Raw genomic sequence first — 11,903 nt, 5'->3', positions numbered from 1 at the left:
CATCCACTGTCCCACGTCAGCCCTCCGCGGATTGCGCCAGCTTCTCCGCCCGCGCCTTGATGCCGCGCAGCATCTTCCGCTCCATCAGCAGCGAGCCGGGTTCCATCGGTAGCATCCCGGCGCGATCCATCAGGCGCGGCAGCCGGAACCTGTTGCGACTGATCAATCGGGTGCCGCCGTTCCCGTCGTCGATCATGACGAAGCTCCACACCCAGTTGCCGTCGGCGGACCGCCAGGCGATCGCATGCGGCGGATCGACGAGCTGCACCAGCATCCGGTTGGGTCCGAGGTCGATGGCGTCACCGAGGCGCGGATGCTGGAACTCCTCGAGGATCTCGTCGGTGCTGTGCATGCCGAGGCCGAGCAGATTCTCGATCCAGTCATACGTGTACGCACCGCCGCGAGGTGCCGGTCCGATCTGGGTAAGCCACGGGTACACATCCGTCGCCGGCGCATCGATGCCGATCGCCCGCGTCGACATGCCGTCGGGTTCGGGGAGGAGATCGTCTCCGGGCAGCGTCGACGACGCCTCGTCGTCGGTGGCACCCCAGGTCAGAATGGGTGACCGGAGGAAGGTCACGTAGGACACCACGGCGCCGATGAGGAACACGACGACGCCGGCGACGATTCGCAAGCCGGTACGCATGACTCCCATTCTCGTCCGACACCATCGGACGTGTCAGGGCCGCACGACCCAAATCCGCCGCGACCTCACTGTACCGTCGACGATTCGACCCACCCGTCGCGCATCAACTGCAACAGCAGTTGCGACTTGTTGGCCACCGGGCGTCCCGCGTCGTTGTAGCGGCGCATCACCCGCCGGAAGTGTGATCGCACCGTCGACTCGGCGATGTAATGCTGTTCCGCCGTCTCGCGAACCGTCGCACCCAGCGTGTAGGTCACCACCACCTCGCGCTCCCGTCTACTCAGGTGGACCCGCCCCGGCACCGAGGACTCGGTGCATCCCAGCGTCCGCAGCACCTGCTGCAACCGGCCCACCGCAAACGGCGAGTCCGCGATCGACGATCCCACCGCCCGATCCACATCGACGCCGATCCCGATGACATGTGCCTTGCGCAACAACGGATTCGACGACACCTGCCGCACCCGCACCGACGTGCGCACTACTACCGCCAGACATCCCGGGTGCAGTGCCCGCGCCGCGTCGAGGTCGATCACGGCGCTGCGGTACCCGAGTCGCTCGAGGAGTGCCACGAGCGCGACGTCGACGAGGTCATGCTCGGCGGCGACGGCCACGGTCACCGTGGACGGCAGCGGGGTGACGGGGATGTTCAGGGTCTGGTTGATGTCGGCGGTCATGGCGGGCTCCTCGTAGCGTGACGCTGACGTGCGCAGCGTCCTCAATCAGCGTCGGTGAGCGGGCAGGCGCAATCAGCCGTCCTGACCACATGCGTGCCACGAGTTCGGGTCAGCGTTCACCCAACCGGGCGAACCGGATGCGTAGTCACGCACGCGTCACAGGAATCGGGCAAGATCTTGCCCATGCAAGGACTGAGAATCTTGGTTGCCTCACCACTGGGCCACGTCGTGGCGAAGCCGCTCGAGGCAGCATTCGACGACGCCACCGTCGGGGTCGCGACGACCGCCGACGAATTCGTGCGTTCGGTGGCAGGTCGGGTTCGTTACGACGTCGTCAGCGCGGACCTGATCTGGAATCAGCCGGAGATGGAATGGGCGTTCGACGGGCTCGACGCCATCGATGCGCTGAGCCAGGCCGATCGACTCGCGCCGGTGATCCTGGCGACGCAGGGCCACAGCATGGAACTCGATCATCTCGAAGAAGCACGACTGCGTCCCGAGGTCTCCGGTGTCGTCGCGAAGTCCGACGGCTTCGGCGCGTTCATGACGGCGGTCCGTAACGTCGCGCTCGGCCAGCGGCTCACGGAACCGCCGCCCGTCGGCGGACGCATCCCGCTCTACGAACTCTTCGTCGGTCAGCGCGGCCACACCGCCGGCCGGCTCGCCGGCGCCATCGCCTCGGGCAACGCCACCGACAACGCGAGCCTCGCGGTGGCCGCGAAGGTCTCGCCGAACACCGCGAACAAGGTGACCAGCCACTATCTGGGTCCGATCATCGAGAAGCGCGGTGAGCACGATCCGATGCTTCCCATGACCCAAGCCGCCGTCTACCGGTGGTGCGGTCTGCATGCGCGCTACATCGTCAGCTGGTGCCGCCGCAACGGTCACACCGACGTCCTGGGCGGCGTGCGGTAGTCGGCAACCCGCGAAACCAGAAGTGAGACAACAACAGCGCCGCACACCGAAAGGTGTGCGGCGCTGTTGTCTACAGCAAGCTAGTGCCGTTGACAGTCACGTACTGCGGCAGATCAGGCATCCGCTCCGATGATGAACGCCTCGAGCTGCTGGCGTGCGACGTCGTCGGCGACCTGCACCGGCGGGCTCTTCATCAGGTAGGCCGAGGCCGGCAGGATCGGGCCACCGAGGCCGCGGTCCTTGGCGATCTTGGCGGCGCGCACGGCGTCGATGATGATGCCGGCCGAGTTGGGGGAGTCCCAGACCTCGAGCTTGTACTCCAGGTTCAGCGGCACGTCACCGAAGGCACGGCCCTCGAGGCGGACGTAGGCCCACTTGCGGTCATCGAGCCACTCGACGTGATCCGACGGTCCGATGTGGACGTTCTTGTCGGCGATCTTGCCGGCCAGCGGGCCGGTCAGGTTCGACGTGACGGCCTGGGTCTTGGACACCTTCTTGGACTCCAGACGCTCACGCTCGAGCATGTTCTTGAAGTCCATGTTGCCGCCGACATTGAGCTGGTAGGTGCGGTCCAGGGTGACACCGCGATCCTCGAACAGCTTCGCCATGACGCGGTGGGTGATGGTGGCACCGACCTGGCTCTTGATGTCGTCGCCGACGATGGGCAGACCCGCGTCCACGAACTTCTGTGCCCACTCCGGGTCGGAGGCGATGAACACCGGCAGGGCGTTGACGAAGGCGCAGCCCGCGTCGATCGCGCACTGCGCGTAGAACTTGTCGGCCTGCTCCGAGCCCACCGGCAGGTAGCTCACCACGACGTCGACCTCGGCGTCCTTGAGCGCCTTGACGACATCCACACCGGAGCCCTCGGCCTCGGTGATGGTCTCGAGGTAGTACTTGCCGAGGCCGTCGAGGGTGTGGCCACGCTGGACCGAGACACCGGTCGGCGGGACGTCGGCGATCTTGATGGTGTTGTTCTCGCTGGCGAAGATCGCGTCGGAGAGGTCGAAGCCGACCTTCTTGGCGTCCACGTCGAACGCGGCGACGAACTCGACGTCACTCACGTGGTACTGGCCGAAGCGGACATGCATCAGACCGGGGACGGTCGAGGTGTCGTCGGCATCCTTGTAGTACTGCACGCCCTGGACCAGGGATGAAGCGCAGTTTCCTACGCCCACAATGGCCACGCGCACCTTATTGGGCTCACCCATGGTCGGGTTCTCCTTCTTTTGACGGGACTGCGGCGGTTTGCCGCGTCGCCGGTTCTTTCCTGGTTGCGGTTTCCTCCGGATCGGAGGACATCACGGTCTCGGCCTCCGGGGCGTCGTCGACGCCGGAGGCTTCTGCCGCGATGAGTTCATTGAGCCAGCGGACTTCCCGCTCGCTCGATTCCAAGCTCAGCTCGTGGAGCTGACGGGTGTAGCGGTCTCCGGCGCGGGAGGCGCGTCCGACGATCTCGCGCAACCCTTCCCGCCGTTCCTCGACCTGTCGACGACGACCTTCCAGAATCCTCATCCTCGCAACCGCCGGTGTCCGGCTGAAGAAGGCGAGGTGCACACCGAAACCGTCGTCGGTGTAGTTCTGGGGTCCAGTGTCGGCAACGAGTTCGGTGAACCGTTCACGACCCTTGTCGGTGAGCTGATACACCCGCCGACCGCGTCGGACCTTGGGTCCGGCGCCGGGATCGGTCGCCTCGTCGATGAGGCCGTCGGCCTGCATCCGACGCAGCGTCGGATACAGCGAGCCGTACGAGAACGCGCGGAACGCGCCCAGCAGGCCGGTGAGCCGCTTGCGCAACTCGTAGCCGTGCATGGGGGACTCGATGAGCAACCCGAGAATCGCCAGTTCCAACACTTCAGGTCACCACCTTTCCGCCACCTCGTGCTCGACCTGCCGAGACTTGACCTGTCGACACAACACTACGTGCCGATGCATTTGCCAATGTATCGCACCGATATAAATGACGCCACCAGTGGTTGCCGCATCCTCCGTCGGCACGGACGGCGGTAGTCTGACAACCGTGCGCCAGATCGTCGACTACAGCCTTCAGCGAAAGTCGCGGCTGTCCGACGTCCACTCGGGTCGGACGGCCGTCGCCGACGTCTGCGACGCCAACCCGTACCTGCTGCGCGCCGCGAAGTTCCACGGCCGCCCCAGCGAGACGCTGTGCCCGATCTGCCGCAAGGAACAGGTCACCCTGGTGTCCTGGGTCTTCGGCGACAAACTCGGCCAGGTGTCCGGATCGGCGCGTACGCCGGAGGAGATCACCAAGCTCGACGCCACTGCCGAAGAGTTCAGCGTGCACGTCGTCGAGGTCTGCCGGACCTGCAGTTGGAACCATTTGGTCCAGTCGTACGTTGCGGGTTTGCCGCCACGATCGACGCGCACTCGACGCGTGGCGAAATAGCGTTCGCGTAGCGCTGCGGCCGGTGCGGCCGATATGGCGGGAGTGCACCGGGCAATCTCGAATCCGTGCTGACGGCTTTTGCCCGACGTCGGTGACGTGCGTCAGAGTGTGTAGGTAAGCGGTAGGCGGAGAAGTACTGTGAAGAGCGGCTTGAGTGAAGTCAATGTCCCGCGGGAAGGTGGACGATGAGCACGACGCGTGGCGCGTCCCCTGATCCGAAACGGACGACGGGCGCCAAAGCCCGTTCGGCGAAGGCAACCGAAGATCAGAAGAAGACCAAGCAGCGTCGTCTCGCCTGGGGTGTCGGCATCCTCGGCGCATTCGTCCCGCTGGTGGCCCTGCTCGGTGTCCTCGTCTTCCTCGGCACCTATGTGACGGCCAATGTCCCCGCCCCGGGCGATATCAAGCAGAACCAGGTCGCGACGATCGTCAACTCCGCGGGCAAGACCATCGCCAGGGTCGTGCCGCCGGAGGGCAACCGCACCGACGTGAAGATCGAGGACATCCCCAAGTCCATGCAGGATGCGGTGATCGCCGCCGAGGACCGCGAGTTCACCAGCAACTCCGGCTTCTCCATCCGCGGCCTCTCGCGCGCGGTGTGGGGCAAGGTCACCGGTAACGAGACCGCCGGTGGCGGCTCGACGATCACCCAGCAGTACGTCAAGAACGCACTCGTCGGCGACGAGATCAGTTATCAGCGCAAGTTCAAGGAACTCGCGATCGCGACCAAGATGTCCAATGAGTGGTCCAAGGACGACATCATGGCCGCGTACCTCAACACCATTTACTTCGGTCGCGGCGCCTACGGTGTGGCCGCCGCGTCGCAGGCCTACTTCCGCAAGCCGGTCCAGAAGCTGACCGTCTCGGAGTCGGCGTTGCTCGCCGCGGTCATCCGGTCGCCGTCGTACTACGACCCGAATATCGACCCGCAGGCCGCGGAGGCCCGCTGGAATTACGTGCTCGACGGCATGGTCGCGACCCGCTCGCTGACCTCAGCCGAGCGCGCCGAGACAGTTTTCCCGAAGGTGTCGGCGCCGCCCACCGGCGACAGCAATGACACTCCCGGCCCCAACGGTCTGATCAAGCGCCAGGTCCTCGCCGAACTCAACTCGCTCGACATCACCGAGCAGCAGGTCAGCACCGAGGGCCTCAAGATCACGACGTCGATCGACCCCAAGGTGCAGAGCGCGGTGGTCGATGCCGCGAAGGAGAAGCTCGACGGCGAGCCCGATGATCTGCGGACCGCGATCGTCTCGATCGATCCGCGGACCGGTGGCGTGCAGGGCTACTTCGGCGGCACCGACGGCCAGGGCTGGGATTATGCGCAGGCCGGCCTGCAGACCGGATCGTCGTTCAAGGTCTTCGCTCTTGTCGCGGCGCTCGAGCAGGGCATCCCGCTGTCGAAGGTGTACAGCTCGGCGCCCTATGAGGCGACCGGTGGCCACACCATCGAGAACTCCGACGGCGAGAGCTGCGGGTCGTGCAATCTGGCGACGGCGATGAAGATGTCGCTCAACACCGTGTACTACCGCCTGATGATGGATCTCGACGGACAGGCCCAGGCCGTCGCCGATGCCGCGCACTCCGCCGGCGTCGCGCGGAGCTTCGGCTCCGTCGAGAAGACGCTGCAGGAGAAGAACGGTCACCCCGAGGGCGGCGTCGTGCTGGGTCAGTACCCGTCGCGCGTCATCGACATGGCTTCGGCCTACGCGACCCTCGCGGCGTCGGGCATCTACCGCACGCCCTACTTTGTGCAGAAGGTCGAGACCTCCAGCGGTGAGGTGCTCTTCGAGCGTCAGCCCAACAAGGGTGAGCGGGTCATGCCGGCCAAGGTCGCCGACAACGTGACCGCCGCCCTGGAACCGATCGCCGCGTACTCCAACGGCAACTCGCTCTACGATTCGTCGCTGGGATCGCGTCCGTCGGCCGCCAAGACCGGTACCGCGCAGCTCGGTGACACCGGCAACAACAAGGACGCCTGGATGGTCGGGTACACCCCGCAGCTGTCCACCGCGGTCTGGGTCGGCACGGACAAGGGCACCGCACTGGTGAACTACGGCGGATCGTCGATCTACGGCAGCGGGCTGCCCGCACAGATCTGGAAGGCCGCGATGGATTCGGCCCTCGAGGGCGAGTCGATCGAGCAGTTCCCCGAGCCTGCCGCGGTCGGCGGTCAGGCCGGTGTGCCCTACGAGCCGCCGCCGGTGACCTACGACAACGACACCCGCACCAACAGTCGCAACGGTCGCGCCACGACCCGTGACCGGCCGACGCTGCCGGACACCGGTACCGGCGGCGGCGGAGGCGGCATCACGCTCGCACCCGGTGTGACGATTCCGGTGCCCGGCGCCGCCGAACAGGGCACCGGCAACGGTGACACCAGTGGTGGCACGGGCGGTGACGGCGACGGAGATACGGGGACCGGTGACGGAGGAACCCCTGAAGCTCCCATCGGCTGACGCGCCGGAGGAGACCTCCGACGACGATGCGTGGGTGGCGCCTGCGTCCTTCGCGGCCGATGACCGCATCGCGCGCGATCGCGTCCTGCCGTCGTGGTCCGATCCGATCGTGCGCGCAGCCAGTTCCGTGGTGGGCGGCCCGATCGGGCGGCACGCGGCGATCGGACGCTCACGGTTGTGGACGCCGATCCGCGTCCTGTTCCTGCTGACCCTGTGCGTATTGGCTCTCGGGTGGTTCAGCAAATCCGCGTGCCTGCAGGAGTCACCGGTCCGCACCGCCGACGGTGCCACGTCGGAAATGCGCCTCAACTGGGACGACCAACGCCAGTTCACCAACCTCTGCTACTCCGACGTGATCGCCCTCTACGGTGCCGAGCACCTCGATCGCGGGGCGTTCCCGTACCGCACCTACTGGTACGAGAAGGGCTCCGACGGGCAGCAACAGAAGCGGTACATGGAGTATCCGGTGCTCACCGGCCTGTACATGTACGGCGCCGCCCAACTCGCGCAGTGGTGGGGTGACGCGCACGAGAAGTGGGGCGTACCCGGAGCCATGGACGTGGTGCTCTTCTTCAACCTCGTCGCGCTCGGCCTGGCGCTCTTCTGGATCGTCACCATCTGGGCGACGGCCCTCACCGCGCGCACCCGGGTGTGGCTGCCCTGGATGGCGGCACTGTCACCGCTGGTGATCGTGCACATCTTCACCAACTTCGACGCGATCGCGATCGCGATGGTCGCCCTCGCGCTGTTCGCATGGTCGCGGGAGAAGCCGGTGCTCGCCGGCCTCGCCATCGGTCTGGGCACCGCCGCCAAGCTCTACCCGGCACTGCTGCTCGTGGTGCTCGCGATCCTCTGTCTACGCGCGGGCAAGGTCCGCGAATTCGCCGCGACGGCCCTCGCCGCCGTCCTCACGTGGGGTCTGGTGAATCTGCCGATCCTGATGCTGTATCCGGCGGGCTGGCGAGAGTTCTTCCGCTACAACGCCGATCGCGGTGCCGACGCCGACTCGATCTATCGCGTCATCTCCGACGCCGCTGGTTTCACGTGGAACCATGGCACCCTCAACGCACTGTCGTTGGGGCTCCTGGTCGTGGTGATCATCGGCCTGGTCTACATCGGCATCCGCGCGCCGCAGCGCCCGCGGGTCGCGCAACTCGCCTTCCTGCTGGTCGCCGGCTTCCTGCTCGTCAACAAGGTGTGGAGCCCGCAGTACTCGCTCTGGCTCGTCCCGCTGGCCGTTCTCGCGATCCCACATGCGCGGCTGCTGTTCGCGTGGATGGTGGTGGACGCGCTGGTCTGGATTCCGCGGATGGCGCTGTTCCTCGACGGCGACCGGCTGTGGTTGCCAGACGGGTGGTTCACCTTTGCCATCGTGCTCCGCGCACTCATGGTGATCGCGCTGTGCGTCGTCGTCGTCTGGCAGATCTGGAATCCGCGGGAGGATCTGATCCGACGCGGAGCGCGCGGCGAGACCCTCGACGATCCGGCCGGCGGCGTCCTCGACGGTGCGCCCGATCGACTGACGTGGTCGCCACGTCGTCCGGCGCTCGCGGTAGGGTCGCCGGGAACCTCAGCAGGAGAAGCACAATGACGGGAAGCAATCCGCCGGGACCGTACGGTCCGCACGATCCGAACGGCCCGCAGGATCCGAATGGTCAGCAGGGCCCCTACGGGCAGCCGGGCGCACCCTCTGGTCAACCCGGGTACGGCCAGCCGGGCGCACCGTACGGACAGCCGGGCGCGCAGTACGGCCAGCCCGCGAATCCGTACGCTCAGAACCCGTACCCGTACACCCAGACCCCGTACGGTCAGCAGCCTCCGCAGGGCGACCCGAACCAGTACGCACCGACTCAGATGGCGCAGATACCGCCCGGCCAGATCGGCCCGCCGACCCCCGCCGGCGGAGCGCCCGGTGGCGGCTCCAAGAAAGGACTGTGGATCGGTCTCATCGCGGCGGCGGTCATTGTCGTCCTGGTGATCGGCGGGGTGCTGTGGGCGACCGTCGGCGGCGGCGAGGACGAGACCGCGGCGCCCGCGACCTCCTCGGCTCCCACGACCATTGACGCCACCAGCACCGAGGCCACGAGTTCTGCGGCATCATCGGCGCCGTCGTCTGCTCCGGCATCGGGTGCCGCCGCGACGACGCCGGTCGCCACGAGTTCCGACGCGGAGATCGTGGCCTACACGAAGGCCTTCCTCACCGACTTCACGACCTACTCCCCGGGCAACGTCGAGCGTCCACGCAAGGCCTATAACCAGGTGTGTACCGACGTCGCCTCGGCATCCGCCAACGCGCAGAAGGCGCTGGCGGGGTTGGACCAGCGTAAGGAGACCTCTCGGCTGCAAGGTGATGTCACCGCGGCCATCGCGAGTACCGGCCGAACGCCCACCGAGGTACCGGTCAACTTCACCCTCATCCGCGAGCAGACCCTGGACGGGAAAACGCAGACCGATACCGTCATCGGCGTCGTCAAGGTGCGGCCGGGTGCAAACACGTGCGTCATCGGCGTGAAGTCCAACGACTGACTCACCGACGCCGCCGGCCGGGCGGTCAGCTGTTTCGGGAAAGCCGGTCGAGCAGGCCGACTTTCGCGGCCGGCCAGTCGTCGTCGGTCATCGCGTAGAGGGCGGTGGTGCGCCAGCCGTCACCGAAACGACGGTGTTTGCGGAGCAATCCCTCGAAGCTCGCCCCGAGTTTGCTGATCGCCGCGCGGGACTGCGCGTTGCTCTCATGGGTGTGCCAGACGACTCGCACCGCCCCGCAGTTCTCGAAAGCGTGATGCAGCAGAAGGTATTTCGCGGTCGGGTTGACGGCGGTGCCCTGCGCGGACTCGGCGTAGAAGGTGTAGCCGATCGCGACGGTGAGGTTCGCCCGGTCGATGTCGTAGTAGCTCGTCGAACCGACCAGACGGCCGTCGACATTGTCGATCACCGCATACGCCACCCGACGATCCGGATCGGCGAGGGCATCGGCGATATACCGATGCGCCGACTCGAGATCGGTCGGTACCCCCGGTGACCACGCGAAGCGTGCCGGATCGTCGACGACCTGCGCGAGGCCCGGCGTGTCGTCGACCGTCAAGGGGCGCAGGGTGACCCGATCCCCGACGAGCGGGCCGCCGCCGATCCAGCTGCTCATCGCGACGACATGGCCAGCTCGGGAGTGGCGGACCGGGCCCGTATTCCCATGGACGCCAACGGTTCCCGCAGCGGGGTCCGCACGAACGCGACGATGAGGTAGGCGAGCAGCGCCGCATGGACCCACACACCGACGTTGACACCGGTGATCACCCACCACTGCATCGGCGACCCGGACGTGTAGATGCCGAAGAGGCGGAAGATGGTGAGGTCCAGGGCGACGTCCGCGGCAAGATAGGCGACGATGACCGGCCACCGCACCTTCAGCAATACGAAGAACGGCAGGATCCAGAGGGTGTACTGCGGCGAGTGCACCTTGTGGAAGAGCATGAAACCGGCCAACATCGACGCGCTCACGCCGATCCACGGGAAGACGCCGTCGCGCTGATAGGCGCGCCACCCGAGATACATCGACACGGCGAACGCGCCGAGGATCAGGATGGGCGACGCCACGCCGACGATCGAGTTGTAGGTGTCGGTCTGCCCGCCGGTGAAGTGGCGCAGCCCCCAGTACCAGATCGAGTTGGTGTCGACATCGGACTTGCGCTTGCCCTGGAAGGAGAGCGCGGCCTTCCATCCCTCGAAGCCGAGGATCATGAACGGCAGCTGGATCGCGATCACAGCGGCGGTCGCCGCTGCGACGATCCAGCCCGCACCCGCCCAGTCCAGGGCCCGGCGTGCGGGCGACGGAGCGTCGTCGTCGGCAGTGCGGGTCGAGGCGATACCCCCGGTGAGGACGTAGGCGGCCAACGGCAACACGAACAGACCCGGGTAGAGCTTCAGACAGAAACCGATCGCGAGGATGACGGCGGCGAGAATCCCGCTGGTACGTAGGGAGAGTCGTCGTCGACCGGTTCTCGGTGAATACGTCGATCCCCACGCCATGATCGCCACGGCACCCACCGCCGTGGCCACGACGGGTAGCTCCCAGTTGTGGAACGCGTAGAGCACCAGCGGGGGAGTTGCGGCCCACCACAACACATTCCAGCGGGTGAGGAACGCCAGCATGATGGTGATCGCGAGGCCGAACGGGACAAGGATCGCAACGGAATGCTGGAAGAACTCGGTGTCGGTGTGGGCGCCGATCGCGCCGAGCCACATCAGCAGACCGGACAGGACCGGATACTCGACGACGCCGCCGAACAACGTGCCGTCCGGGGTGATGCCGCCATGGATGTAGGGGAAGACGTGATTGTTGATGTCCCGGCCGATCCACAGATACATCAGGTCGGAGTAGCAGGGGATTGCCGCATTCGGATCACCCACCGGCCAGTGCGCGCTGCGGCCCTCGTCGAGGAACGGTTCGCCGCCGCACTTGATCTTGGCGTGATAGCTCCAGAACATCGCCAGGCACGTCAGCAGCAACGAGGCGACCAGGATGACCGCCAGTTCACCGCGGCGCGAGAACGAATGGCGCCCGATACGCAGAACCGGGGTGAAGCTCAGGGCGGACATGGCCTACAGGGTAGGGGGTGGGTGCGGTGCGATCCGAATCCCACCCTCGGCGTCGGCAGGCTCTGGCAGGGATACGCACGGCAGGCGTTCGAGGACCTCTCGGATCTGCTCCTGCGGTCTTCGTGACCGGAAGCATCCGTGGTGACGGATGTGAACACGATTTCGCTGGTCAGGGCTCGGTCATGTATCTTGGAGCGGTTGCCGACGCA

Annotated in this window: 11 protein-coding genes; 5 read left to right on the top strand and 6 right to left on the bottom strand. The window is 66.4% G+C overall.

The window, feature by feature from the left end:
* Nucleotides 1–16: 16 nt before the first annotated feature.
* Together ACZ4TW_RS19650 and ACZ4TW_RS19645 are read right to left on the bottom strand one after the other, a co-directional pair.
* Nucleotides 17–646 carry an SRPBCC family protein gene (locus ACZ4TW_RS19650; RefSeq protein WP_465545522.1) on the bottom strand — a complete coding sequence of 210 codons (630 nt, stop codon included), beginning with the start codon at nucleotides 644–646 and terminating at the stop codon, nucleotides 17–19.
* A gap of 65 nt (nucleotides 647–711) precedes the next feature.
* Entirely contained in the window at nucleotides 712–1,320 is a 609-nt protein-coding gene (locus ACZ4TW_RS19645) for a helix-turn-helix transcriptional regulator (protein ID WP_465545520.1), read from the bottom strand.
* Between the two features lie 54 nt (nucleotides 1,321–1,374).
* Between ACZ4TW_RS19645 and ACZ4TW_RS19640 the strand changes: the two genes are divergently transcribed.
* The gene (locus tag ACZ4TW_RS19640) at nucleotides 1,375–2,235 is read left to right on the top strand and encodes an MSMEG_1198 family transcriptional regulator (RefSeq protein ID WP_465545518.1); all 861 of its coding nucleotides are present in this window, start codon (nucleotides 1,375–1,377) and stop codon (nucleotides 2,233–2,235) included.
* 113 nt (nucleotides 2,236–2,348) lie between these two features.
* Here the strand turns inward: ACZ4TW_RS19640 and ACZ4TW_RS19635 are convergent, their stop codons facing one another.
* Together ACZ4TW_RS19635 and ACZ4TW_RS19630 are read right to left on the bottom strand one after the other, a co-directional pair.
* On the bottom strand, nucleotides 2,349–3,446 hold the full coding sequence (locus ACZ4TW_RS19635) for an inositol-3-phosphate synthase (RefSeq protein WP_465545516.1): 1,098 nt from the start codon (nucleotides 3,444–3,446) through the stop codon (nucleotides 2,349–2,351).
* The gene (locus tag ACZ4TW_RS19630) at nucleotides 3,439–4,089 is read right to left on the bottom strand and encodes a PadR family transcriptional regulator (RefSeq protein ID WP_465545514.1); all 651 of its coding nucleotides are present in this window, start codon (nucleotides 4,087–4,089) and stop codon (nucleotides 3,439–3,441) included. Before ACZ4TW_RS19630 ends, ACZ4TW_RS19635 begins: the two co-directional genes overlap by 8 nt.
* A 166-nt stretch (nucleotides 4,090–4,255) precedes the next feature.
* Between ACZ4TW_RS19630 and ACZ4TW_RS19625 the strand changes: the two genes are divergently transcribed.
* The 4 genes from ACZ4TW_RS19625 (at nucleotide 4,256) to ACZ4TW_RS19610 (ending at nucleotide 9,627) form a co-directional block, all read left to right on the top strand.
* On the top strand, nucleotides 4,256–4,642 hold the full coding sequence (locus ACZ4TW_RS19625) for a DUF5318 family protein (RefSeq protein WP_465545513.1): 387 nt from the start codon (nucleotides 4,256–4,258) through the stop codon (nucleotides 4,640–4,642).
* Nucleotides 4,643–4,827: 185 nt separating this feature from the next.
* The gene (locus ACZ4TW_RS19620) at nucleotides 4,828–7,101 is read left to right on the top strand and encodes a transglycosylase domain-containing protein (protein ID WP_465545511.1); all 2,274 of its coding nucleotides are present in this window, start codon (nucleotides 4,828–4,830) and stop codon (nucleotides 7,099–7,101) included.
* Nucleotides 7,067–8,692: a glycosyltransferase family 87 protein gene (locus ACZ4TW_RS19615; RefSeq protein ID WP_465545509.1), complete on the top strand. Its 1,626-nt coding sequence runs from the start codon at nucleotides 7,067–7,069 to the stop codon at nucleotides 8,690–8,692. Before ACZ4TW_RS19620 ends, ACZ4TW_RS19615 begins: the two co-directional genes overlap by 35 nt.
* The gene (locus ACZ4TW_RS19610) at nucleotides 8,689–9,627 is read left to right on the top strand and encodes a hypothetical protein (protein ID WP_465545508.1); all 939 of its coding nucleotides are present in this window, start codon (nucleotides 8,689–8,691) and stop codon (nucleotides 9,625–9,627) included. The genes ACZ4TW_RS19615 and ACZ4TW_RS19610 overlap by 4 nt, the downstream gene beginning before the upstream one ends.
* A 25-nt stretch (nucleotides 9,628–9,652) precedes the next feature.
* On the opposite strand, the gene ACZ4TW_RS19605 is transcribed toward ACZ4TW_RS19610, so the two are convergent.
* Complete coding sequence (locus ACZ4TW_RS19605; protein ID WP_465545506.1) at nucleotides 9,653–10,240, bottom strand: GNAT family N-acetyltransferase; 588 nt, start codon at nucleotides 10,238–10,240, stop codon at nucleotides 9,653–9,655.
* Nucleotides 10,237–11,694, bottom strand: a complete 1,458-nt coding sequence (locus ACZ4TW_RS19600; RefSeq protein ID WP_465545504.1) for a hypothetical protein — start codon at nucleotides 11,692–11,694, stop codon at nucleotides 10,237–10,239. The genes ACZ4TW_RS19605 and ACZ4TW_RS19600 overlap by 4 nt, the downstream gene beginning before the upstream one ends.
* Nucleotides 11,695–11,903: the final 209 nt, after the last annotated feature.

This window comes from Agromyces sp. NPDC029043 (assembly GCF_055564615.1).
This window is presented reverse-complemented; position numbering and strand designations above follow the sequence as displayed.

Bases quoted from the DNA above. Each gene is read 5' to 3' on its own strand.
- ACZ4TW_RS19650 (WP_465545522.1), bottom strand. From the start codon at position 646: ATGCGTACCGGCTTGCGAATCGTCGCCGGCGTCGTCGTGTTCCTCATC.
- ACZ4TW_RS19645 (WP_465545520.1), bottom strand. From the start codon at position 1,320: ATGACCGCCGACATCAACCAGACCCTGAACATCCCCGTCACCCCGCTG.
- ACZ4TW_RS19635 (WP_465545516.1), bottom strand. From the start codon at position 3,446: ATGGGTGAGCCCAATAAGGTGCGCGTGGCCATTGTGGGCGTAGGAAAC.
- ACZ4TW_RS19620 (WP_465545511.1), top strand. From the start codon at position 4,828: ATGAGCACGACGCGTGGCGCGTCCCCTGATCCGAAACGGACGACGGGC.
- ACZ4TW_RS19610 (WP_465545508.1), top strand. From the start codon at position 8,689: ATGACGGGAAGCAATCCGCCGGGACCGTACGGTCCGCACGATCCGAAC.
- ACZ4TW_RS19605 (WP_465545506.1), bottom strand. From the start codon at position 10,240: ATGAGCAGCTGGATCGGCGGCGGCCCGCTCGTCGGGGATCGGGTCACC.
- ACZ4TW_RS19600 (WP_465545504.1), bottom strand. From the start codon at position 11,694: ATGTCCGCCCTGAGCTTCACCCCGGTTCTGCGTATCGGGCGCCATTCG.